25 protein-coding genes are annotated in these 23,345 nt (G+C 64.7%); 8 read left to right on the forward strand and 17 right to left on the reverse strand.

Annotated elements, in window-relative coordinates:
- From AC3WN8_RS22235 to AC3WN8_RS22265, 7 genes are all read right to left on the reverse strand, one after another.
- A partial coding sequence (locus AC3WN8_RS22235; protein WP_492671678.1) for a TIGR04222 domain-containing membrane protein occupies nucleotides 1-742 on the reverse strand: 742 nt, incomplete at its 3' end.
- Nucleotides 743-759: 17 nt separating this feature from the next.
- On the reverse strand, nucleotides 760-1,326 hold the full coding sequence (locus tag AC3WN8_RS22240; RefSeq protein ID WP_492671679.1) for a glycine-rich domain-containing protein: 567 nt from the start codon (nucleotides 1,324-1,326) through the stop codon (nucleotides 760-762).
- A 78-nt stretch (nucleotides 1,327-1,404) separates the two neighbouring features.
- Entirely contained in the window at nucleotides 1,405-1,893 is a 489-nt protein-coding gene (locus tag AC3WN8_RS22245; protein ID WP_492671680.1) for a VOC family protein, read from the reverse strand.
- A gap of 11 nt (nucleotides 1,894-1,904) precedes the next feature.
- Nucleotides 1,905-2,681, reverse strand: a complete 777-nt coding sequence (locus AC3WN8_RS22250; RefSeq protein WP_492671681.1) for a VOC family protein — start codon at nucleotides 2,679-2,681, stop codon at nucleotides 1,905-1,907.
- A gap of 119 nt (nucleotides 2,682-2,800) precedes the next feature.
- Nucleotides 2,801-3,520 carry a DUF1428 domain-containing protein gene (locus tag AC3WN8_RS22255; RefSeq protein WP_492671682.1) on the reverse strand — a complete coding sequence of 240 codons (720 nt, stop codon included), beginning with the start codon at nucleotides 3,518-3,520 and terminating at the stop codon, nucleotides 2,801-2,803.
- A gap of 11 nt (nucleotides 3,521-3,531) precedes the next feature.
- Nucleotides 3,532-4,203 (reverse strand): glutathione S-transferase family protein, encoded by a 672-nt coding sequence (locus AC3WN8_RS22260; RefSeq protein WP_492671683.1) that lies wholly within the window; start codon nucleotides 4,201-4,203, stop codon nucleotides 3,532-3,534.
- A gap of 36 nt (nucleotides 4,204-4,239) precedes the next feature.
- Complete coding sequence (locus tag AC3WN8_RS22265) at nucleotides 4,240-4,674, reverse strand: VOC family protein (protein WP_492671684.1); 435 nt, start codon at nucleotides 4,672-4,674, stop codon at nucleotides 4,240-4,242.
- 68 nt (nucleotides 4,675-4,742) lie between these two features.
- On the opposite strand from AC3WN8_RS22265, the gene AC3WN8_RS22270 reads away from it, so the two are divergent.
- The 3 genes from AC3WN8_RS22270 (at nucleotide 4,743) to cobT (ending at nucleotide 8,355) form a co-directional block, all read left to right on the forward strand.
- Nucleotides 4,743-5,447: a winged helix-turn-helix transcriptional regulator gene (locus tag AC3WN8_RS22270; RefSeq protein WP_492671685.1), complete on the forward strand. Its 705-nt coding sequence runs from the start codon at nucleotides 4,743-4,745 to the stop codon at nucleotides 5,445-5,447.
- A gap of 70 nt (nucleotides 5,448-5,517) precedes the next feature.
- The gene (gene cobS, locus AC3WN8_RS22275) at nucleotides 5,518-6,522 is read left to right on the forward strand and encodes a cobaltochelatase subunit CobS (RefSeq protein ID WP_492671686.1); all 1,005 of its coding nucleotides are present in this window, start codon (nucleotides 5,518-5,520) and stop codon (nucleotides 6,520-6,522) included.
- A gap of 6 nt (nucleotides 6,523-6,528) precedes the next feature.
- Entirely contained in the window at nucleotides 6,529-8,355 is a 1,827-nt protein-coding gene (cobT, locus tag AC3WN8_RS22280; RefSeq protein ID WP_492671687.1) for a cobaltochelatase subunit CobT, read from the forward strand.
- Nucleotides 8,356-8,616: 261 nt separating this feature from the next.
- Here cobT and AC3WN8_RS22285 read toward each other — a convergent pair whose 3' ends face one another.
- On the reverse strand, nucleotides 8,617-9,033 hold the full coding sequence (locus tag AC3WN8_RS22285) for a glycine zipper 2TM domain-containing protein (RefSeq protein ID WP_492671688.1): 417 nt from the start codon (nucleotides 9,031-9,033) through the stop codon (nucleotides 8,617-8,619).
- 236 nt (nucleotides 9,034-9,269) lie between these two features.
- On the opposite strand from AC3WN8_RS22285, the gene AC3WN8_RS22290 reads away from it, so the two are divergent.
- Nucleotides 9,270-10,259: an esterase-like activity of phytase family protein gene (locus AC3WN8_RS22290; RefSeq protein ID WP_492671689.1), complete on the forward strand. Its 990-nt coding sequence runs from the start codon at nucleotides 9,270-9,272 to the stop codon at nucleotides 10,257-10,259.
- 69 nt (nucleotides 10,260-10,328) lie between these two features.
- Here the strand turns inward: AC3WN8_RS22290 and rpmB are convergent, their stop codons facing one another.
- Nucleotides 10,329-10,619, reverse strand: a complete 291-nt coding sequence (rpmB, locus tag AC3WN8_RS22295) for a 50S ribosomal protein L28 (protein ID WP_492671690.1) — start codon at nucleotides 10,617-10,619, stop codon at nucleotides 10,329-10,331.
- A gap of 79 nt (nucleotides 10,620-10,698) precedes the next feature.
- Here rpmB and AC3WN8_RS22300 point away from each other — a divergent pair, with 79 nt between their 5' ends.
- From AC3WN8_RS22300 to AC3WN8_RS22310, 3 genes are all read left to right on the forward strand, one after another.
- A complete protein-coding gene (locus tag AC3WN8_RS22300; RefSeq protein ID WP_492671691.1) occupies nucleotides 10,699-10,947 on the forward strand; it encodes a YqaE/Pmp3 family membrane protein in 249 nt (82 codons plus the stop codon).
- A 39-nt stretch (nucleotides 10,948-10,986) separates the two neighbouring features.
- Nucleotides 10,987-11,439 carry a nucleoside deaminase gene (locus AC3WN8_RS22305; RefSeq protein ID WP_492671692.1) on the forward strand — a complete coding sequence of 151 codons (453 nt, stop codon included), beginning with the start codon at nucleotides 10,987-10,989 and terminating at the stop codon, nucleotides 11,437-11,439.
- A 312-nt stretch (nucleotides 11,440-11,751) separates the two neighbouring features.
- Complete coding sequence (locus tag AC3WN8_RS22310; protein WP_492671693.1) at nucleotides 11,752-14,070, forward strand: TonB-dependent receptor; 2,319 nt, start codon at nucleotides 11,752-11,754, stop codon at nucleotides 14,068-14,070.
- A gap of 166 nt (nucleotides 14,071-14,236) precedes the next feature.
- Here AC3WN8_RS22310 and AC3WN8_RS22315 read toward each other — a convergent pair whose 3' ends face one another.
- From AC3WN8_RS22315 to AC3WN8_RS22345, 7 genes are all read right to left on the reverse strand, one after another.
- Nucleotides 14,237-14,758, reverse strand: coding sequence for a nuclear transport factor 2 family protein (locus AC3WN8_RS22315; protein WP_492671694.1), 522 nt, complete (start codon nucleotides 14,756-14,758; stop codon nucleotides 14,237-14,239).
- A 1-nt stretch (nucleotide 14,759) separates the two neighbouring features.
- Nucleotides 14,760-15,509: an SDR family oxidoreductase gene (locus tag AC3WN8_RS22320; RefSeq protein ID WP_492671695.1), complete on the reverse strand. Its 750-nt coding sequence runs from the start codon at nucleotides 15,507-15,509 to the stop codon at nucleotides 14,760-14,762.
- Complete coding sequence (locus AC3WN8_RS22325) at nucleotides 15,506-16,051, reverse strand: nuclear transport factor 2 family protein (protein ID WP_492671696.1); 546 nt, start codon at nucleotides 16,049-16,051, stop codon at nucleotides 15,506-15,508. The genes AC3WN8_RS22320 and AC3WN8_RS22325 overlap by 4 nt, the downstream gene beginning before the upstream one ends.
- The gene (locus AC3WN8_RS22330) at nucleotides 16,051-16,950 is read right to left on the reverse strand and encodes an SDR family NAD(P)-dependent oxidoreductase (protein ID WP_492671697.1); all 900 of its coding nucleotides are present in this window, start codon (nucleotides 16,948-16,950) and stop codon (nucleotides 16,051-16,053) included. The genes AC3WN8_RS22325 and AC3WN8_RS22330 overlap by 1 nt, the downstream gene beginning before the upstream one ends.
- Before the next feature lie 62 nt (nucleotides 16,951-17,012).
- The gene (locus tag AC3WN8_RS22335) at nucleotides 17,013-17,954 is read right to left on the reverse strand and encodes a winged helix-turn-helix transcriptional regulator (protein ID WP_492671698.1); all 942 of its coding nucleotides are present in this window, start codon (nucleotides 17,952-17,954) and stop codon (nucleotides 17,013-17,015) included.
- 5 nt (nucleotides 17,955-17,959) lie between these two features.
- Entirely contained in the window at nucleotides 17,960-19,318 is a 1,359-nt protein-coding gene (locus AC3WN8_RS22340; protein WP_492671699.1) for an MFS transporter, read from the reverse strand.
- Between the two features lies 1 nt (nucleotide 19,319).
- Nucleotides 19,320-19,814 (reverse strand): nuclear transport factor 2 family protein, encoded by a 495-nt coding sequence (locus AC3WN8_RS22345; protein ID WP_492671700.1) that lies wholly within the window; start codon nucleotides 19,812-19,814, stop codon nucleotides 19,320-19,322.
- A 138-nt stretch (nucleotides 19,815-19,952) separates the two neighbouring features.
- On the opposite strand from AC3WN8_RS22345, the gene AC3WN8_RS22350 reads away from it, so the two are divergent.
- Nucleotides 19,953-21,443, forward strand: coding sequence for a carotenoid oxygenase family protein (locus tag AC3WN8_RS22350; RefSeq protein WP_492671701.1), 1,491 nt, complete (start codon nucleotides 19,953-19,955; stop codon nucleotides 21,441-21,443).
- A 139-nt stretch (nucleotides 21,444-21,582) separates the two neighbouring features.
- Here the strand turns inward: AC3WN8_RS22350 and AC3WN8_RS22355 are convergent, their stop codons facing one another.
- Nucleotides 21,583-23,283, reverse strand: a complete 1,701-nt coding sequence (locus AC3WN8_RS22355) for a class I adenylate-forming enzyme family protein (RefSeq protein WP_492671702.1) — start codon at nucleotides 23,281-23,283, stop codon at nucleotides 21,583-21,585.
- Nucleotides 23,284-23,345: the final 62 nt, after the last annotated feature.

Raw genomic sequence — 23,345 nt, forward strand, 5'->3', positions numbered from 1 at the left:
AGCCGGCATTTCGCAGAGTGTGAAAGTCCGCCCAGCCCGAGCCGACCAGCACCGTGGTGCCGAACAGTGCGACGGCCATGCCGATTTCCGAATTTGTCGGGGCTTGTTTCAGCCGTCCGGATTGGGCCGTGGCATGGTCGAGCGCATCGCGGCCCGCCTGGGTGCGGCGATCGACTGTGAAGAAACGGATCAGGGCGAAGATCACGGTGACGACCAGGAAGGCGGTGAGAAAACCGGTCGGGCGTTCGCGGGCGTCGCCGATCAGCCATTTGGTCGCGCCAAAGGCAAGCAGCAGCAGATAGGGCGATGTCTGCCAGAAACGCATCTGGAAGACCGTCGCCCGATCCATCAGCAGGCGCGAGGCGACAAGCTTGCGCTCGACCGGCTCGGCATGGGACTGCAGCGTCTTCTCGATCGCGGACCAGGATATCGGTTGCGGCATGGCGAGCACGCTGCGCTCGGCGCTGGTCTGTCCCGCATCGCGCGAGACCGCGCGGAAATCGTCCTTGCCGATCATGTCGAGCGCGCGGATCGCCAGCAGCCTGGCGACGACCGTGTCGGCGAAGCGCGTCGCGCCGCCCGCCAGCCAGGCGAGGTCGTCCGGGTCGGTCACGCGCTGATCGCGACCGGGCGGCTGCAGCCAGCGTGGAATCCTGAAGCCGGCGATGATCGTGAACACCAGCAATATCCCGTACAGCACCAGAAACGGGCCGCCGGTCATGTCGAAGGGTCCGAGTGGCATAAGCTGTCTATTGCTCCCTACCAGTAGAGGAAATGGATGACCGCGATGGCGCCGGCCAGGAACAGCAGGGGCCGGGCGATCTTTCGGTCGATGATCAATGCGTCACGCGGATGGACGCGCCGTGCCCTGGGATCGTCGATCAGCCGCCGCGCCGCGCTCGGCCAAAGATCCGCGGGCGGTGGCGCGCCAAAGGCGTGCTGATAGCTTTTGAGCGTCTCGGCATATTGTTCGAAATAGCGATGCTGCTCCGCGCCGCCGCCCGCGGTCGGGCCGTGATGGAGCGGGCGGCCGAGTATCTCCGGGCAGAAGCGCTCCCAATAGTCGCGGCTATAGGTGAGATGGAGATGCCAGGCCTGGTCGACGGCATCGGAGGGGGTGACCTGATGATCCACCGTCGCGGCGAGGAAGCAGAAGCGTTTATATTCCTCGATCACGCGCGCGGCATGCGCGTCGTTCCAGCCATTTTCGCGGGCGAGGCGGTCGGCGAAGGACAAGGCCGCGTCGGCAGGGCCGATGGTGTAAGGGAAAAGCGCGGCCCAGACCGGGTGGTCAGGTGTTGCAAGCAGACGCTCTGTCGCGCTCATCTATATGTCTATTAGCACGGTAGATATTGCGAATCGATGAAAAAATAGCCCGGCCTTTCGACCGGGCTCATAATGGCTTCAGGCGACCAGTTCGCCGTCCGCGGCAGCTTCCACCTTGGCGATGTCGATGCGTTTCATCTGCATCATCGCCTCCATCGCCCGCTTGGCGCGTGCGGGATCGGAATCGCCGAGCAAGGCAAGCAGCCGCCGCGGTACGATCTGCCAGGACAGGCCGAACTTGTCCTTCACCCAGCCGCATTGCTCGGCTTCGGGCACCGCGGACAGTGCGTCGGTCAGCCGATCGACCTCGGCCTGATCTTCGCACATGATCTGGAAGCTCACCGCCTCGTTGAACTTGAAGTATGGGCCGCCATTGAGACCGACGAAATTCTGGCCGGCAACGACGAATTCGACGGTGAGCACGCTGCCTTCACGCCCACTCGGCGTATCGCCCGGGGAACGATGGACCGCGCCGACATGCGAATCGGGCAGGTGCGCTGCGTAGAAATCGGCGGCTTCCTCGGCATTGCCGTCGAACCACAGACAGGGAATGATCTTCTCGGACATGATCCGTCTCCTTATTTGCCCGGCGCGACCAGGCCGAAATGGACGCCATGGGGATCGATCGCATTGAGCACCATCTCACCGCCCGGAACCTCCATCGGCCCATGGGTGATGGTGCCGCCCGCCGTTTCCACGCGGGTCTTGGCGGTATCGATGTCGGGCACGCGGAAATAGAAGCCCCAGCCCGGGCGAACGCCCGGCGGCGCCTTCATCACCGCGCCGATCGCGTCGCCGCCGTCGGTGTTGGCGATGAAGCTGTAATCGCCCATCTCGCCCATCTCCATCGCGCCGACCTTCTTGATGCCGAAATGCCGGTCGTAAAAGGCCAGGGCGGCGGCATCGTCGGTGGTCTGGAGCTCGTTCCAGCTGACATGGCCCATCGCCGTCCGGCTATAGGCCGTGCTGCTCTCGTCGCTGTTCCCGCGCATCACATAGATCGCGACACCCTGCGGGTCGGTCACCATCGCGATACGGCCGACATCGGGAATGTCGGTCGCGGGCAGGTGGACCTGGCCGCTCGCAGCGGTGATCGCGGCCACCGAGGCATCGACATCGTCGACGCCGAAATAGCCCATCCAGGTCGGCGCGGCGCCGCCCGCGATCATGTCGGCATTCAGCGCCATCACGCCGCCGACGAAGCCGTCGGGTGCGGCGATCATGCGATAGTCCATGCCCTGGGCGGGCTTGTCGCCGATCGTCCAGCCGACGACGTCGTCATAAAATGTCTTCGACGCGTCCGGATCGGACGTCATCAATTCGTACCAGATGAATTCGCCATGTGCGTTCGACATATGCGCTCTCCCTCAGGGCCTTTCCGATCGGCTGAACCCACCCGACGGATCGTCATTTTTGAAAAGGAAATCCGGAGCGCCGAACGATTCAGCCTGATCGTTCGGCGCTCCAGCCTGTGTCAGGCGTCAACGAGCGGCGAGAAGCCGCCATAGATCATGCGCTGGCCGTCGAACGGCATTTCGGAGCCGTCGGGCTTCATGCGCTCGTCCTCCATCACCTTTCTCCAGCCCTCCTGGCGGGCCTCTTTCGAGGGCCATTCGACCCAGGAGAAGACGGGGGTCTCGTCACCCTCGGCCTTGATCGCGCGCGCATAGTCGGTGACCTTGCCGGTCGGCACGTCGTCGCCCCATGCCTCCACCACGCGGGTTGCGCCGTGATCGAAGAATACCTGTGAGGCCTTGGCGGCCAGTGCGCGATAGGCCTCCTTCTTGCCGGCGGGCACGGGCACGAGATAGCCGTCGGCATAGCCCATGACCCCCTCGCCGCTGTCGTCGACGATCGCCTCGAACCCGCCGAAGATCATGCGCTGGCCGTCGAAGGGCATGTTCGCGCCCATCGCCTCCATCCGCGGATCGGACATCATCTTCGCGACGGCGGCGTCGCGCACGGCTTTCGAGGGATATTCGAGCCAGGAAAAGACGACGACCTCGTCGTCATTGGCCTTCACCGCACCCTTGAAATCGGTGACCTTGCCATCGGGCACATCGTCACCCCAGCATTCGACCATACGGGTCGCGCCGAATTCCTTGAACAGCGCCAGCGCGTCGGTCGCGTGCTTGCGATAGGCTTCCTTGTTGGCGGCCGGAACGGCTGCGACGAATCCATCGACATAGGTCATTGTTTCTCTCCTCATGCGAACCAGGCGGGGGGCGTTGCGCCCTCGAAAACCGCCATGTGATCGGCCAACGCCTTGCGGAAGGCCGGCCTTGCTTCCCCGCGCGCCATATAGGCGGCGAGATTCGGGTGTTCGGCGACGAGATCGGTGTGGCGCAGCGTTCGCAGCACCGAAATCATGATCAGGTCGCCGGCAGTGAAGGTGTCGCCATCGAGCCAGGTCTTGTCGCCCAGCGCGGTGGCGAGATCGCCCAGCCGTTCGCGAAGCCGTTCGACCGCCTTGGGGCGGAGCAGCGCCGCATAGGCTTCGTCCTTGTCGAAAATGTCGACCATGACGAGGTCGAAGATCATCGGCTCGACCGAATTCAGCGCGGAGATCAGCCAGGCTGTGGCCCGTGCGGCGCCGGCATCGTCGGCGGGCAGGAGCCCGGGTTTCTGCCGGGCAATATGCAGCACAATCGCCCCCGATTCGAAGATTTCGACGCTGCCGTCCGCATAGGTGGGGAGCTGGCCGAAGGGCTGGAGCGTCCGGTGCGCCGCGGTCTTGTTGTCGCCGATCTCCATCAGGCGGACATTGTGTTCGATCCCCAGTTCCTCGAATGCCCAGCGCGCCCTGGTGTCGCGCACCAGCCCCTGGGCGAAGGGCGGGACCCATTTGAAGGCGGTGATCTCCGGCAGGTTCGTCATGATCCGATCCTCTCCGTCATTGCGTTCGCAGGCGGCTCAGGCGGCTGCCGGCTCGCTCCACGCGGCCATTGCCGCTTCGACATCCATCCACATCAATTCGACGATATGGCCGTCGAGATCCTCGAAGCTGCGGCCGTACATAAAGTCGCCCATCTCCTGGCGCGGCGTCGGATCGGCCTTTGCGCCGGCGTCGATCGCCTTCGCCATGGTCGCCTCGACTCCGTCGCGGCTGTCCTCGCTCAGGCATAGCAGCACTTCGGTGGTCGTGCGCGTGTCTGCGACGGACTTTGTGGTGAAATCGTTGAACCGTTGATGTGACATCAGCATGAAAACGATCGTGTCCGAAAACGCCATCATCGCGGTGTCGTCGGTACAGAAGCGGAGGTCGGCGGTGGCGCCCACCGCTTCGTAGAAGGTCTTCGCCTTGGCAACGTCCGCCACCGGCAGGTTCACGAATATCATCTTCGCCATTTCGAAATCCTCTCCCTATTCGAATCGCTGTTTGACCCTGATGCGCCGCGAGGTTATAAAAAGCAACTATGAAGTTACAAAAAATAACCGACGTATCCGAAGCCGCACAAAAGCGCCGTTATGACGATGCCTGCGCGGCGACCCATGGCATGGACATTATCGGCGAACGCTGGGCATTGCCGGTGATGCGCGAGCTGATGCTCGGGCCCCGGCGCTTCAGCGAGCTGCGCAAGAGCCTGCCCGCGATCAGTGCCAATGTGTTGACCCAGCGCCTGACCGGGCTGGAGGAAGCGGGCATCGTCACCCGGATCAAATTGCCGCCGCCGGCATCGGTTCAGGTCTATGGGCTGACTCAATGGGGGAAGGAGGCCGGACCGGTTTTCCAGGCGCTCGGGCGCTGGGCGGCGCGCTCGCCGCTGCACGATCCGACGCGCCCGTTCAGTGCGGTTTCGTTGATGCTGTCGCTGCGCACGATGATCGACCCCGCGGGGTCGCGCGGGCTGACCATGCGGATCGCCTTTCATCTGGGCGAGGAAGCGTTCTTCCTGACCCTCGACGACGGCGCGGTGGCGATCGGGCGCGGTGCGGTGGAGCGCCCCGACCTCATCTTCACCGGCGATCCGTCGGGCGTCGCCGCCGCGGTCTATGCGGGCGTGTCGTACGACGATCTGGCGCAGGGCGGGCTGCTGCGGATGGAGGGCGATCGCGCCCTTGCCGAACATTTCGCGACGCTGTTTCCGATTCCGGCGAAGGCGCCACCCGGGTCCGGCTGACGCGTTCGCGTTGCATCCGCGCGCGCCAGCCTTTAACCGGGCCGCGACTCTCTTGCATGCAGGCCGATCCATGACCGACATACCCAACACCCAGCCCGACAGCCGCGAGTCGACGGTGATGGACGCACCCGACAAGCAGGTGAGCGTCCGTGACCTGTTCGGCATCGATACCGACATGATGGTGCCCGCCTTCAGCGAGGCGGACGAACGCGTTCCCGATCTCGATCCCGCCTATGTGTTCGACGGCGATACCACGCTCGCGATCCTGGCCGGCTTCGCGCACAACCGGCGCGTGATGGTCCAGGGCTATCACGGCACCGGCAAGTCGACGCATATCGAGCAGGTGGCGGCGCGGCTCAACTGGCCGTGCATCCGCATCAACCTGGATGCGCATATCAGCCGTATCGACCTGATCGGCCGCGACGCGATCGTGCTGCGCGACGGTCAGCAGGTGACCGAGTTCCGTGAGGGCCTGCTGCCCTGGGCGCTGCAGACGCCGACCGCCTTGGTGTTCGACGAATATGATGCCGGCCGCCCCGACGTGATGTTCGTGATCCAGCGCGTGCTGGAGACCGAGGGCAAGCTGACCCTGCTCGACCAGAATCGCGTGATCCGGCCCAACCCCTGGTTCCGCCTGTTCGCCACCGCCAACACGGTGGGCCTGGGCGACACCAGCGGCCTCTATCACGGCACGCAGCAGATCAACCAGGGCCAGATGGACCGCTGGAACATCGTGGTCACGCTCAACTATCTGCCCGCCCAGGTCGAGGCGCAGATCGTGCTCGCCAAATCGGGCGAATATGATCACGAGGGCGGCAAGAAAGAGGTCGAGAACATGGTGAAGGTGGCGGATCTGACCCGCCAGGGCTTCATCAATGGCGACATCTCCACCGTGATGAGCCCGCGCACCGTGATCACCTGGGCGCAGAATTCGCTGATCTTCAAGGATGTCGGCTTCGCGTTCCGGCTGAGCTTCCTCAACAAGTGCGACGAGGCGGAGCGGTCGCTGGTCGCCGAATATTACCAGCGCGTCTTCGGCAAGGACCTGCCCGAAAGCGTCGTCGGGAAAGCCTGAGGCGCCGTGGCCGAACAGACTCCCCTCGACCGCTTCAAGGCGGTGCTGACCGGTACGGCGCGCGCGATCGCGCGTGAGCCGGAGGTGGAGCTTGCGTTCACCGCCGATGCACCGGTGCAGGCGGGACGGCATCTGAAGGTGCCGATGCCCGGACGCAATCTGCCGCCCGAGCAAGTCGCCGAAGCGCGAGGATTCGCCGACAGTTTCGCGTTGAAGCTGCGCCATCACGATGCCGCGCTCCATGCCCGCGCCGCGCCTGCCGATGCCGTGGCACGCGCGGCGTTCGACGCGGTGGAACAGGTGCGCGTCGAGGCGCTGGGCGGCCGCACCATGGCCGGGGTCAAGGCCAATCTGGCCGAGGCGCACGCGATGCGGATGCGATCGGATCCGATCACGCGCGCGCGGTCACGCGACGAGGTGCCGCTGTCGAGCGCGATCGCGTTGCTCGCGCGCGAGCGCCTGACCGGCGAGCCTGTGCCTGAGGCCGCACAGGGCGGGCTGTCGCTGGTGCGCGACTGGATCGAGGAGAAGGCGGGCGCCGATCTCGACGCGCTCGGACTCGCGCTCGACGATCAGGTCGCGTTCCAGAAGCTCGCCACGCGCCTGCTCGAGGATCTCGAGCTGATCGACGGCGACGTGATCCCCGATTCGGCCGATGACGGCGGCGACGAGAGCGAAGGCGAAGATCCCGAAGAAGGCGACGAGAGCGACGGCGATGACGAGGCCGGCGGCTCCGATGGCCAGAGCGAGGCGCGCGGTGAGCCTGACGGCAGCGAAGGCGAGGATGGCGAAGCCGGCGAAGCGCAGGAGGATATGGCGTCGGAAACCGACGCCGAGCTGGGCGACGAGGGTGAGGAGGGGATGCTGCCCGTCCGCCCCAACCGCCCGATCCCCGATCTCAACGCGCAGTTCGACTACAGGATCTGGACGAATCAGTTCGACGAGACGGTGACTGCCGCCGAATTGTGCGATGAAGACGAACTCGACCGGCTGCGCGCTTATCTCGATCATCAGCTCGTCCATCTCCAGGGCGCGGTGACCAAGCTCGCCAACCGGCTGCAGCGCCGGCTGATGGCGCAGCAGAACCGCAGCTGGGACTTCGACCAGGAGGAAGGGATGCTCGACGCCGCGCGGCTGGCGCGCGTCGTGGTCAGCCCCGGCCATTCGCTGTCCTACAAGATCGAGCGCGAGACCGAGTTTCGCGACACGGTGGTGACCTTGCTGATCGACAATTCGGGCTCGATGCGCGGGCGACCGATCTCGATCGCCGCGATCTCGGCCGACATCATGGCGCGCACGCTGGAGCGTTGCGGGGTGAAGACCGAGATACTCGGTTTCACGACGCGGGCGTGGAAAGGCGGGCAGGCGCGCGAGAACTGGCTCGCCGCGGGCCGGCCGCCAATGCCCGGCCGGCTCAACGATCTGCGCCATATCGTCTACAAACAGGCCGACGAGCCTTGGCGCCGGGCGAAGAAATCGCTCGGGCTGATGATGCGCGAAGGGCTGCTCAAGGAGAATATCGACGGCGAGGCGCTGTTATGGGCGCATAACCGCCTGATCGCGCGGCACGAGGAGCGCCGCATCCTGATGGTGATCTCCGACGGTGCGCCGGTCGACGATTCGACATTGAGCGTCAATTCGGGAAGCTATCTGGAGCGGCATCTGCGCCAGGTGATCCACTGGATCGAGAACCGGTCGTCGGTCGAACTGGTCGCGATCGGCATCGGGCATGATGTGACGCGCTATTATCAGAAAGCCGTGACGATCATGGATGCCGAGCAGCTGGGCGGCACGATGGTGGAGCAGCTCGCCGCGTTGTTCGATAACGAGTAGGGGCGGGCCGCCTTTCGGGTGATGCCTTGCTGCGAACGGCACCGCGCTGCGCTTCCGGTGCTCACGTACTGAAGTACGCTGCGCTCCGGTTCTCGCGCGGCACCATTCTCGCGACGGCCTGACCCGAAATGCGACCCGCCCCAATGGGCCCAAATAACGCGAGGGCCGGAAACCTTTCGGTTCCGGCCCTCTGGGGTCCGCGATGTACAGTTCGCGGCGTTCCCCTGTCCTCGTTACGCTACACCGAGGAATGCTGTTGGCTTAGCGGCAGCGGCTGTCCGACTTGTCGATGGCGCGGCCGGCCAGGGCGCCCACGGCGCCACCGATGATCGTGCCTTCGGTCCGATCGCCGCGACCGGCGACTTCGTTGCCGAGCAGGCCACCGGCGATCGCACCGATGATGGTGCCGGCGGTGCCGTCGCGGCGGCAGCGATAATAGCCGTCATTGCCGCGATAGCCGCGATTGTTGCGGTACTGGTAACGGTCACCGCGATAGCCGCGGTAGCCGCGATCATTGTAGCCGCGATAATTGTCGTAGCCACGATAGCCGCGATCGCCGCGGTAATTGTCGTAGCCGCGATGATATCCGTCGCGCTGCGCCATTGCCGGCGTAGCGGGGATCAGGGTGGCGGCGCCCATTGCGAGCGTGGCACCCAGAAGGCTCAGTTTCTTGAACATGGTCTTCTCCTTGCGTTTCAACTCGGCGGCGGGGCCAACCTCCGTCCGATGAGATGCTTATGCCCTGATTCGTTTGAGGCTCGCCTGAACGCACATGTTATCCGCCGTTCAGATGCCGTTGCCCGGCGTTCAGGAAAGCGAAGGGCCGGCAAGCGCGGGCGGGGAAATATCCGGAGCGCTTTCCGACCGAAAAACCGGTTCCCACTTTTTCGGGAAGCACTCTAGAAGCGCGGGCGATGCGCCTGTTTATCCCGCTCCTGTTGCCGATCCTGCTGACCTTGGGTGGGGACAATGAATTCGACATGCGGCGCCCCGTGCTGGGGCCGAGCAGTCCGGTGACCGCGATTCCCATCCCCCTCGACTCATCCGATCCGACGCGCATTCAGGTCGGGCCTCTCAAATTTCTCAAGGGCTGGCGGCTGGAGAATCCCGATCCGGCATTCGGCAGCTTCTCGTCATTGATGGTCGCAGACGGTGAAATCCTGTTGCTCAACGACGCCGGCGGATTCGTTCGGCTTGCGCTGGGGCCGGGCGATACGATCGGTGCCGCGCAATTCGGCAATCTCCCAGCCGGTCCGGGCGGTGACGGTCTCAAGAGCAACCGCGACAGCGAATCCATGACGCGCGATCCGGCGACCGGAAAAATCTGGGTGGGGTTCGAAAGTCGCAATGCGATCTGGCGCTACTCGCCCGGCCTTGTGCGAGGCGAGGTGGAGCGTCGCCCACCCGAGATGCGCAAATGGCCGGGCAATGGCGGCGCCGAAGCCATGGCGCGGCTGCGCTCAGGGCGCTTCCTGGTGCTTTCGGAGACGGGGAAGGGGCCGCCGGGCGCCGATGAGGCCTTGCTGTTCGATCGTGATCCGACCGATCCTGCGGCAAAGAGCGTCCGCTTCTATTATCGTCCACCATCGGGTTTCCGCGTCACCGACGCCGCCGAATTGCCCGACGGGCGGGTGCTGGTCCTTCACCGGCGGCTCGGCATCTGGCCGCTGTTCAAGGCGACGCTATCGATCCTCGATCCCAAATCCATCGAGCGCGATGGCGTGGCGATGGGGGAGGCGATCGCAACGCTGGCGCCGCCGCTGGCGGTCGACAATATGGAGGCACTGGCGATCACCCGCGAGGGCGGGCGCACGATCGTCTGGCTGGCGTCGGACGATAATTTCGGGACGCCGCTGCAGGACAGCCTGTTGCTGAAGTTCGAGCTGACAGATGGTAGTCACTAGACACGACTAAGCGCCGCCCGATTTCCATCGGCCGACGCCACGTCGTTCGAATTCGAATCGGTAAGCGGCTTAGGCCGCGACCGAGACCTTCTTGACGACTTCGCGCTTCAGGCGACGCGCCTTCAGGCTCAGCTTTTCGTCCGAGGTCTTGAGCAGCCAATTGTCCAGGCCGCCATTATGCTCGACCGAACGCAGGCCGTGCGTCGAAACGCGCAGCTTCACGCTCTTTTCGAGCGAATCGGACATCAGCGTCACATTCTGCAGGTTGGGCAGATAGGTCCGCTTGGTCTTGTTGTTGGCGTGGGACACATTGTGGCCCACCTGGCGGCCCTTGCCGGTCAGTTCGCAAATGCGCGACATCGTCTTTGTCCTGAAATCAAAGCGTCTGGAAAGCGTGGGCCACTAGCGGTCTGGACGATTCGCGTCAACCTTCGCGCCCATGAAACCCGACACGCCGTCGTTCGTTCATCCCACCATGCGCATCGCCATCATCCTTGCCGCGATCCTGCTTCCGCCTCTCGGCGTGTTTCTGGCACGCGGCATGGGCCGCGATTTCTGGATCGCGGTTCCGTTGACGGTGCTGTTCTATCTACCCGGCATGGCCTTTGCGCTGTTTGTCGTGCTGGGTGGTTCCACCGTGCGGCTGGCCGATGCCTTTGCTGGTTTTCGGCGTTCCGCGAAAGCCTGACCGCTTCCTCCCGAAAGAATCAGTCTTTAAGGCGAGGCGATGGCCTTTCCCTTGCCCGAACCCATGAAGCAGGCGCTTGCGCTGGCCAAGGCCGCGGCGCGCGATGGCGAAGTGCCGATCGGCGCGGTGGTGATGCGCGACGGCAGGTTGATCGCCAGCGCCGCCAACGAGACGCGGACGCGACCCGATCCCACTGCCCATGCCGAATTGCTCGCGATCCGCCGCGCGGCGGAGGCGTTGGGGCAGGAGCGGCTGACCGGATGCGATCTGTGGGTGACGCTGGAGCCCTGCGCGATGTGCGCCGGGGCCATCGCGCATGCGCGGATCGCCCGGCTCTATTATGCCGCATCGGATCCCAAGGGCGGCGGCGTCGAGCATGGCGCACGCGTCTTCGACCAGCCGACCTGTCATCACCGCCCCGAAATCTATGCCGGCCTGGGCGAAAACGAGGCGGCAGGTCTGTTGCGAGGCTTTTTCGAAGCGCGACGATAGGAGCCGATGGATCGGTCCCATCGTCTCGCTATCCATGTCCCATCGTCCAAACGGGTTCGCTTGCGAAATCCACTTCGGGCTCTAGCCGCGATGCGGTTCATATCGGTCGGCGCCTCCGCTCGAAATCGGCATGATATCGAACAAAAGTGGTGGTTTGATCGCCGCATGGACGGATCGCGAATTTACGCGGCGCGCGCAGGGTGAAGTGCAACCGCACTAACTTGCATTGACGAACCGACTTAATCGGCATAGCTTCCACATCGAAACGACCGACGGGCAAAGCTCGATCGGCGTCGGTAAGGGAGGGATTTCATGAACGGCATTGGTGCGCGCGTTTCGTATCTCGCAATCGCCCTGGGGCTGGCCTCGGCATGCTCGCCCGCATGGGCGCAGGCTGCTCCCGAACAGGCGGCATCGGGCCCCCAGCTTGAAGATATCGTCGTCACCGCGCAGCGCCGCGAAACGACGGTGCAGGATACGGCTGCTGCGATCTCGGCATTTGGCGGCGAAGCGCTCGAAAATGCGCGCGTGCTCAGCTTCGAGGATCTTGCCGGCTCGGCGACGTCGCTGTCCTTCACCGCGCTGACGCCGATCGACCAGGAATTCAACATCCGCGGCATCACCAATACCCGGCTCGACAGTCCGTCGGCCGACCAGTCGATCGGCATCTTCGTCGATGACGTCTATGTCGGGCGATCGGGCCTGTTCAATTTCGACCTGTACGACATCGACCGCGTCGAAGTGGTGCGCGGGCCGCAGGGCGTGCTGCTCGGCCGCAACGTCGTCGGCGGTGCGATCAATATCCTGACCGCGCAGCCCGAGGCCGAGACCGGCGGTGCGATCGCTGTCTCCTATGGCAATTACAACGAGAAGCTGGCGCGGGGCCACATCACCGGCACCATCTCCGGCCCGCTCACTGCGCGGCTGTCGTTCCAGTATCGCAATCGCGACGGCTTCAACCACGATCTGCTGCACGATGTCGATCTCGACAATGCGGACAGCTTCCAGATGCGCGGACAGCTCAAGCTGGCGCCCGAAGGCAGCGATTTCACCGCGCGGCTGGTGTTCGACTATACCAAGGACAAGTCGAACGGCTTCCACAGCGTCGCGCTTGACGGGCCGGCGGCGGGCTCGGGCCCGTGGAGCGCGGCCCGTGCGGCGATCGGCACGATCCGCGGCAAGCCGCTGGGCGTGCGTGAGAGCCTGCCCGAATGGCCGCGCTACAAGGGCGACGCGGCGGATACGCCGCAACAGCTCAACCGCGAGGCATGGGGTCTCTCGCTCCGGCTCGACAAGGAACTGGGCGGCATCGGCACGATCAGCTCGATCACCGGCTATCGCAAGGGCGACGCGTTCAACGTCTATGACCAGACCGGCATCGGACCGGACAATGGCTATGGCGTGATTTCGCCGACATTGTTCACTTTCCCGGTGAATGAGGACGAGCATATCCGCCAGTTCACCCAGGAGGTCCGGCTGGTCTCGCCGGAGGTGGAGGACAGCGGCTTCGATTACATCATCGGCGCCTATTACCAGCACGACAAGGTGAGCAAGCTCGACAAATTCTGGGCGGAAGTGCCGCTGCCCGCGCTCACCACATTGTCGGGTGAAAGCCATTGGGACAATCGCGCGACCAACGAGAGCTATGCGATCTTCGGACAGCTCGGCTACCGCTTCAACGAGATGTTCCACATCGTCGGCGGCGTCCGTTATTCGAAGGACAAGAAATCGGGCCGCGTCACCGGCATCTCGGTGGAGGGCGGCGACAAGTTCAATCCGACGGACCTCGTCGCGCTGACGCCGCTCGCGGGCACGTTCCGCGAAGGGCAGAGCTTCACCACGCCCTATCGCGATACCTGGAGCGAAATGACGCCGCAGGTGACCGCCGAGTTCAAGCCCAATCGCAACATGCTGTTCTACCTGACCTTCGCCACCGGCTATAAGGGCGGCGGGTTCGAGGACGATCCGGCGAACGCGGTCGCGGCGCAATCGAGCTACGATCCCGAGACCGTCGACAGCTGGGAGGTCGGCGCCAAGCTCGACTTGTTCGATCGCCGTTTCCGCCTCAACATCGCCGCGTTCAAGATGCGCTACAAGAATCTGCAGGTCACCCAGACCTCGGCCGCCTGCCTGTGCAACATCACCGACAATGCGGCGGATGCGAAGATCAAGGGCGTCGAGATGGAAGCGACGCTCGCGGTCACCGACGGGCTGACGCTCAATGGCGGCGTCACTTTGCTCGACACGAAATATATCAATTTCATCGATTCGCTCGGCAACGACAATTCGGGCAATTTCCTCCAGCGCACGCCCAAATATCAGTGGAATGTCGGCGCCGATTTCGTCACCGACCTGGGCAGCTGGGAACGCGGCCTGCGCGCCAACATCAATTACAGCCGCCAGGGCAGGATGTTCTGGGCGCCGGACAATCTGCAGCGCGAGGATCCCTATGGCCAGCTCGGCGCGCGCATCTCGATCACCCCAAATCGCGGCGACTGGACCTTCTCGCTCTGGGGCCGCAACCTCACCAACACGCTCTATCGCACCAATATCATCGCGTTCTTCGGCGATGAGGTGAGCCGCCTTGGCGCGCCGCGTCAGTATGGCGCGGAGGTGTCGATCAAGTTCTAAGGCCCTCCTCGGCCAAACTGACAGGGCGGCAACCGTGAGGTTGCCGCCCTTCTTGTTGCTCTACTGTCACCCTGAACTTGTTTCAGGGTTCATGCTGAAACCCATGCGACGGTGCGGATTGCGGCATGGATGCTGAAACAAGTTCAGCATGACGATGAGAGGTGAATCAAAACCGCGTGTAGCTCAGATCCCCGCTGCCCTTCTCGCCCATTACCATGCGCGGGTCATCGGGCTTGAACAGGCCCAGGCACCAGCCCTCGCTGGCGGGCATGTCGTGGTTCCAGTCGAACGCCATCTTGCGGTGGAGGATGCGCCATTCGCCGTCGCGGCGGACGAACTTGTCGACGATGCGGCCGCCGGTCAGCGTATCCCAGGGCTCTTCGCCCTTGGGGAAGCGCGCGAAGGTGAGCAGATAGCTTTCCACCCAGGCAGTATCGCCGTCGAGCTCGACATGCATGTTGCAGACATAGTGGCAGATCGTGCCCGTCTTCATCAGCCGCTGCACCGCGCCGTCGACATAGGGGCGGGCGGGGCCGGAATAGCTGCTGCCATGTTCCTCGATCGCGTCGTCCCAATAGCAGCTATGGAGCAGCGGCCCGTCGGCGCGATCGACGCCGCGGGCGTAGCGCGCCATGACGTCCTGGATATCCTGCTTGGCGAGCAGGGTTTCGATCGTGTTCGCGTGCATCTCAGCGCCTCCCGTCGTGCAGTGCCTTGACCATCGAGCGCTTGATCGTGTGCGGATCGCGCGCCAGGAAGGCGCGCACCGAAACCGAATGGGGATCGGTGTCATGCTCGTCGATCCGGTGCTTGACCGCGAGCAGCCCGGCCTTGCCGATATCGCGCGGCGTCGATTTCTCCTGCCAGGTGACGTGGCTGGCCATGCGCGTGTCGACCGATCCGACGATCAGCGCCGCGACATGCGTGCCTTGCGGTTCCAGTTCGGCGCGGATGCAATCGCTCGCCGCGCGCGCCGCGAATTTGGACGGACTGTAGCCGCCCATGCTGGGCACCGCGATGATGCCGCCGGCGGACAGCACGTTGACGATCGCGCCGCCGCCATTCGCCTTCAATATCGGCGCGAAGGCGCGGCACATGGCGACGAGGCCGAGATAATTGGTCTCGATCTCCTGCCGCATCGCGCTCAGGTCGGGTGCGTCCATCAGCGTCACGCGGTTGAACGCGCCGGCATTGTTGATCACCAGATCGACATCCTGGCAGCGCGCCGCGGTGGCCGCGACCTGATCCTCCTGCGTCACGTCGAGCGCGATCGGCACCAGCCGTTCGGGATCCTTCGCGCAGGCCGCTTCCGCATCGGCCAGCGCGCGGGCGGCGACATAGACGCGGCGGGCGCCCTGTTCGATCAGTTCCTCGACAAAGCCTTCGCCGATCCCGCGATTTCCGCCGGTGACGATCGCCGTGCATCCCTCGATCTTCATGCCGCTACTCCTGCGCGTTGCCGGGTCCATTCGCCGTAAAGGATGTCGTGCGGCTTCTTCGCGCCGCGCACCGCTTTCGCGGTGTCGGGAATGATCATGCCGCGCCCCCAGGTCTCGTTCACCGGCATCTCGTGATTCCATTCCCAGGCGAGCCGCCGATGCGCGATCCGCCACGCGCCGTCGCGCCGCTCGAACCGGTCGACGCAGCGCGCCATGGTCAGGCTGTCATAACTGTCCTCGCCCCCGTCGCGGCGCGAGAAGGTGAGGAAATAGCATTCGCTGAGCGCGTGATCGCCATCCAGCTCGATCGTGATGTTGGTGCAGATATGCGTCATCAGCGGCGCGCCCGGCAGGATCTTGCGCATCACCGCGACATAGTCGCTCGCCGGCCCGACAAAGACCCCGCCATGATCCTCGATCGCGTCGGGATGATAGGCGGCGGCGATCAGATCGGCATCGCCGCGATCGGCGCCGCGCGCATAGCTGATCAGCACATCCTCTATCTCCTGCCGATCGAGCAGTTGCTCCACCGTCAAACGCATCATGCTCTCCCTTTCTGACTGTCGCGCCGGGCATCGGCGTAAAGATCGGCGAAGGCGGCTTCCGCGCCCACGAATTCGCGCGCATCGGCCATGTCGCCGATCGTGGCGATGTTGGCGGCGATCCAGGCGGGATCGGTATCGGGCGCGCTTGCGCCCGGCGCCTCCATCACGCGGGCGCGGCGGAAGCGCCGGCCGCCCGCCATCAGGATCTGGCCGTTGAGGTCGCACGCGGCGCTCGTCAGATAGAGCGCCATGGCGGCGGCATTGTCGGGCGCCATCAGCGGATCGCTGGGCTCGCCATCGGCCACCGTCATCGCGGTGGCGGCATAGGGGCAGATCACATTGGTGCGGACGGTGCTGCGCCGCATCTCGTCCGCGATGGTTAGCGCGAAGGCGTTCACCGCACCCTTGGACGCGGCATAGGGCGATCGCCCGCGTACGCCGTGCAGCCCGGCGGCGGAGGACACGAACAGCAGCCGCCCGGCCGGGCTGGCCTCCAGATGCGGCAGCGCCGCCTGCGCCATCGCGGCCGTCGCGAAGAAATTGATCTCCATCACCGTGCGAAGATCGGCCTCCTCCATCGCGCCGAGCTTGGCGGCGGTGCCGGTGATCCCGGCATTGAGAATGATGGCGTCGACACGGCCATAGGCGTCGAGCGCGGCGCGCAGGATTGCGTCCGCCGCGCCCGGCGCGTCGACCGCATGGGTATCGGCGACCGCGTCACCGCCGGCGGCGCGAATCTCCGCCGCCACGGCTTCGGCCGAGCTCGGCTCGCCGGCGCGTGCGCGATTGTTCACGACCACGCGCGCGCCCTCTCGGCCCCAGGCGCGCGCGAAGGCGGCACCCAGCCCCTTGCCGGCGCCCGTCACGATCACAACCCGTCCGATGTCGTCGTTCATCGCATCGCTCTCCCTGACAGGATGCTAGCGGTGTAGGTATGATAATGAAAGTATGAATCGTGTCAGGCGGCGTCGCGTTCGTCGCCTTCGACGATCTCGAATTCCACCTCGTCGGGGCGGATCGGCAGGCGGCATTCGGAACAGATCACCTGCGGGTCGAGCGGCTTGCCGCACGCCTTGTGCGTCAGCAGCAGCGGCGGCCCTTCGGGCGAGCAATAATAGGTGTCGCCCCACTTCATCAGCATCAGCAGCGCCGGGTAATAATCCACGCCCTTGCGCCGCAGCTTATATTCGTAGCGCGGCGGGCTGGTGGCGTACTGGACCTGGCGGATCGCGCCGATCGAGGTGAGCCAGGCAAGGCGTTCGGACAGGATATTGGTCGCGATCGCGGTGTCGCGGCGGATATCGTCGAAGCGGTTGATGCCGGTGAAGATCGACCGCATGATCAGGCTGGCCCAGCGATCGCCCATGATCCGCGCCGCCTCGTCGAACAGCGAGGTCGCATCCTCCGAACTGTCGCGCTGCTGCCGCCGCCGGCTGTAGAGCGGCGCCATCAGGCCCACGCCCGGGCCGGGTTTCCAGTCGACCACGGTCGCATCGATCGTCTCGTTGCAGGCGCCGCAGGCGGGTGTCGGCTCGAAGGTCTTGCCGCAGGGCTTATGCGTCAGGATCACGCCGATCTTGCCCGCCCGGTCGGCCCAGCGCTGTTCCCAGCGCAGCAGCATCAGCGAGGTCCAATAGACGTCGCGGCCCTTGCGGGTCAGCACATATTCGTGGCGCGGCGGGCTGGTCTCGTAGAGCTTCTTTTCGAGCATGCCGGCTTCGACGAGCCGCTTCAGCCGATCGCTGAGCAATGCTTTCAGCAGGCCGGTGCGCCGGCGCAGCACGTCGAAACGCCGCGCACCGAGCCATCCCGCTTCCAGGATCAGCAGGGTCGGTGTGTCGCCCACCACTTCGAGCGCGCGCCAGATGGAACAGGTCCGGATCAGATTATCGCCGTGCATCACGATCAAGCATATAAGCTTGCTGCGGCCCGGGTCGAGTGCCACTCGTTCGATGCCAGCCGCGCCGCCCGCCAGAAGAACAATGTGGCGATCAGATAGCCGAGCGGCGCGATGATCGCGATGGCATAGCGCATGCCCGATTCGAAGGGGAACAGCGTATCGCCGATCAGTGCGGTCGCGGTCGGCCCCAACCCCAGCCCGACCAGGTTGATGACGAAGACATAGGCGGCCGAAACCGTCGCGCGCATCCGGTTCGGGGTGAGCTGCTGCAACGTCGACGGCGCCGCACCCACCGTGACCGCGGCGGCGGAAAAGAACAGGACAAAGGCGATCGCGAAGCCGCCAAGCGAAGGCACGAGCGGAAAGGCGGCGGCGCCCAATGTGCCCGCGGCGGTCGCCCAGGCACAGAATTTCATGCGCGCATGCGGCGCACCGTCACCATAGCGGTCCATCAGCACGCCGCCGCCGATCATGCCGATCAGCCCGCCCAGGATCAGCAGCCCGCCCGCCAGATAACCTGCATCATGCATCTCCATGCCGAATGCGCGCATCAGCATCGCCGGCAGCCAGGAAACCGATCCGAGCACCGAGAAATTGACCGCGCTCACGCCGATGAAGATCGACCAGAACAGGCCGCCGCGCCGGCCGACATGGCTGACGACCTCGCCCAGCGGCACCACGGGTGGCGGTGCCTTGTCCGCAATCCCTTCGCGCGCCGGCTCGGGCAGGATCAGGAACAGCAGGGCGACCGCGAGCCCGGGAAGCCCCGCGCAGACAAAGGCGAATTGCCAGGGCCGCATCGTGCCGAACACGGGCAGGGTGATATCGCCCGCCTGGGTGACGAGCGTGATCACCACCGCCCCGATCATGAAGGCCAGCCCGGCGCCGATCGCCGAGCCGAGGCCGTAAACGCCCATCGCCAGCCCCAGCCGGCGGCGCGGAAAACTGTCGGATATGATCGAATAGGCGGCGGGGGACAGCACCGCTTCGCCCACGCCGACGCCCATGCGCGCGACGAAGAATTGCCAATAGCTCGTCACCGTGCCGCAGAGAGCGGTCATCAGGCTCCACAGCGCAATGCCTGCCGCCACCACCTTCATTCGCGGCGCGCGGTCGATCAGTCGCCCGATCGGCAGGCCGGCGATGGTGAAGAACAGCGCGAATGCCATGCCTTGCAAAAGGCTGATCTGCGTGTCGGACAGGCTGAGGTCGGCCTTGATCGGCTCGACCAGCAGCCCGATGATCATCCGGTCGATGAACGAGAAGATATAGGCGACGAACAAAGCCGCCACCACGCCCCATGCGACGACCGGGCGCGGATAGGCCGGATCGGGCGGCGCGCCGCTCCGCCCGTCCATATCCATCCTATTCGCCCTCGGCTTTGTGGAAATCCGCGCTCAGGCCCATTTCGCGGACCAGCGTCGCGCGATCATAATATTCGCGCCACGCCGTGATCTTGTCGCCTTCGACCTCGAGCACGCCGACGACGGGCACCGCGCCGGCATGGCCCTTGTAGACGAAGCGGTCGACCCGCTCGATGAACACGACGTCGCCGACGCGGCCGATATTGCGGATGTCGAGCTTGATCGATTCGATGCCGTCGCCGAGTTGGGCGATGCGTTCCGCGATCGCCTTTTGCCCGGCGATCGGCTCGATCATCATCGAATGGAGAACCGCGTTGTCGGCGAACATTTCGCCCGCGCCTTTCCAGTCCCTGGTGTTCCAGGCCTCGATCTGCCGTTCGACCACCGCGATCTTCGGATCCTTTGCCACGCTCTTCTCCTGTTGCGGCGAATCGCCTGCGAAGGCGGGGGGCGAAATGGCGGCCATCAATGCGGCTGCCAGCATCCCGAAACGCATGCTCTTCTCCTATTGGTATGAATATGAAAGCGATGCTGTCGGGTTGCGCGGCTCAGGTCAACCCCTGAGGGGCGACAAACTTGCGTAACCAGACCAATGCGCTTATTGCAACCGAATTAACCGCAGCAAAGGTGCAGCATGAAGGTAGAGCGTCTGCCGCCGATCCGATCGTCGCTCCAGCCGAGCAACCATCCCTATCTCAACGGCGCATGGACGCCGCAGATGGAGGAAGTGAACGCGACCGAACTCGATGTGATCGAGGGAGAAATCCCGCACGATCTCGACGGCATCTATCTGCGCAACACCGAGAATCAGATCCATCAGCCGGCCGGGCGCCACCATCCCTTCGATGGCGACGGCATGATCCACCAGATCGATATCCGGGACGGCAAGGCCAGTTATCGCAACCGTTTCATCCGCACGCGCTGTTTCGATGCCGAACAGGCGGCGGGCCGTTCGCTATGGGGTGGATTGATGGACGGGCCGGGCGTTTCCGAACGTCGGGGTTTCGGCGCGCATGGCGGGCTGAAGGACAGCGCGAGCACCGATGTCATCGTCCATGCGGGCAAGGCGATCGCGACCTTCTATCAGTGTGGCGAGGGTTATGTGCTCGATCCGGAAACGCTGGAGACCGAGGGCGTCGCCCCCTGGGTGCCGCTCGACGGGATCTCGGCGCATCCCAAGCTCGATCCGCTGACCGGCGAATTGCTGTTCTTCAACTATTCGACGCACGCGCCCTATATGCATTACGGCACCGTCGACCGGACCGGTCGGCTGACCCGCTATACGCCCGTGCCGACGCCGGGGCCGCGTCTGCCGCACGACATGATCTTCACGCAGAACTGGGCGATCCTCAACGACATGCCGGTCTTCTGGGATGCCGAACTGCTCAAGCGCGATATCCATGCCGTGCGCCTGCACGAGGGGGTACCGACCCGCTTCGCGCTGGTGCCGCGCGACGGCGACGGCGATATCCGATGGTTCGAGGCGGAGCCGACCTATGTGCTCCACTGGAACAATGCCTATGAGGATGGCGACGAGGTGATCGTCGACGGCTATTTCCAGGAGAATCCGACGCCCGAACCGATCCCGAACGAGGACGGCTATGGTCATTTGATGGCCTATCTCGACCAGTCGAGCATGCGTCCCCGGCTCCATCGCTGGCGCTTCGACCTGAAGACCGGGAAGACGCGCGAGGAGCGGCTGGACGATCGCATCCTCGAATTCGGCATGATCAACCAGCGCTTCCTGGGTCAGCCCTATCGCTATGCCTATAGCGCGGTCGCAAAACCGGGCTGGTTCCTGTTCAACGGGCTGGTCAAGCACGACATGCAGACCGGCGAATCCTGGACGCTGACGCTCGAGGAGGGGCGCTACGCCTCCGAAGCGCCCTTCGCGCCGCGCACTGGCAGCACTGAAGAGGATGACGGCTATCTGATCAGCTTCATCACCGACGAGAACAGGGGCACGTCGGAATGCATCATCATCGATTGCAAGCGTTTCGAGGACGGCCCCATCTGCCGCATCGCGCTGCCGCACAAGATCTGCAGCGGCACCCATGCGCATTGGGTCGAGCGCAAGGATCTGGAAATCGCCAAGGCCGAGCGGCGGGAGCGGCTGGCGGCTTGAGCTGGGGCAGGCCCCCGCCCACTCATGTCATTCCCGCGAACGCGGGAATCCAGTGTCGTAGAGCTCTATGATCGACATCTCCTGGATTCCCGCGTTCGCGGGAATGACACTGTGTTAGTCGTTCATACCTTTCGGCGGGTCAGGTCTCCGCCGCCAGCACCAGCGCGCGCAGTTCGGCGCGCATCACCTTGTTCATCGCGTTGCGCGGCAGGGCCTCGACCGCGACCACGCGTTCCGGGCGCTTGAACACCGCCACCCCCGCGGCTGCCAATCGTTCGCCCAGATCCTTGACGCTCGGCGCCTCCGCGCCCGCTTCGACGACGACCGCCACCGCGATGCGTTCGCCAAGATCGGCGTCGGGCACGCCGACGCTCGCGGCCTCGCGCACGCCGGGGATGCCGACGAGCAGTTCGTCGATCTCCGCCGGCGAGATGTTCACCCCGCCGCGCACGATGATCTCCTTCGACCGGCCGACAAAGCGGTAGAAGCGTTCGAGCGGCCCTTCTCCGGCGATTTCGAACAGGTCGCCCGAGCGGAACCATTCGCCGTCGAATGCGGCGTCGGTCAGCGTCGGTGAGCGCCAATATTGGGCGAAGGTCGTGCCGCCGCTGATCTGCATCTCACCCGGCTGTCCGGGAACCGTGATTTCCTCGCCCGAAGCCGGATCGACCAGCCGGGTGCGCATCACCCGCGCGATCGGGCTGTCCCATGTCACGCCGGCCGCGCCGAAGCGCGGGAAGAAATGGGCGCGTTCCGCCCGGTCGGGCACGTCGGCGGGGCTGGAGATCAGCGACATGCCTTCGTTCGATCCGAAGATATTGCAGATCTCGATGCCATAGCCGTCGGCCCAGCCCTCGATCAGCCAGGGCGTCAGCGGCGCGGAGCCCGATCCGATCGCGCGCAGCGATGAGATGTCGGTATCACCCATGATCGCGGGCTGTTTGAGCAATGCGGTGAGCACGGCAGGCGGCGCGATCGTATAGGTCACGCGCTCCGCCTCGATCTGCTTCAGGAAGACGCCGAGATCGAAGGGATGATGCAGCACCAGCTTCCCGCCAATCTCCAGCCAGGGCATCACGAGCCCGCCGATCGAGGCGATGTTGACCAGCGGGAAGGGGTTGAGCAGCACATCGCCGGGCACCATCTCGCATGCCCAGACCAGCACATGGGCGTTGAGCACCCAGTGATTGTGATCGCGCGGCACGCCCTTGGGCCGCGCTTCGGTGCCCGACGTCCAGCAGATCGTCAGCACTTCGCCGGCCTCGACCGGATTATCGGCAAGCCAGGGGGCGACGCCCGCTGGATCGGCGGATGTGGCGGCGGCGTGCAGATTGATGCCGTGCGTCGCCTCGCCGAAGATCAGCACGGTCATTCCGGGGTGCGCTTCGGCCAGTGCGGCCGCCATCGCGGCATGATCATGGCCGTGAAAGACCGGAATGGTAATGAAGGCGCGCGGCGCGGCCTGCGCGACGATGTGCGACAATTCGTGCGCGCGATATTGCATCACCACCGGACTGAGGATGAGTCCGAGTCGTGCCGCCGCCAGAAAGACCGTCACCGCGTCGATCGTGTTGGGCAGTTGCACGCAGATGCGGTCGTCCTTGGTCAGGCCCTGAGCGAGGAATACGGCGCAGATGCGGTTGACTCGGTCCTGAAGTGCAAGCCAGGTCAGGCGTTCGGGCGTGCGCCCGTCTAGCTGTTCGCGGTTGAGCGGATCGACGATCGCTTCGGTGTCGCCGCCCGCGATAACGGCCCTTTGAAACAGGGTGTCGACGCAGATGCCGTCCCACCATCCGCGCGAGATATGGTCGGCGGTGCGTTCGGCCGGCGTCAGGAACATCGCTCTCTCCCCTTGTGCTTTCAAACTTTCATAAAGATACTGACATCGCCCGGCAAGTGATC

The organism is Sphingobium sp. FW305-3-2-15-F-TSA7 (genome assembly GCF_058787155.1).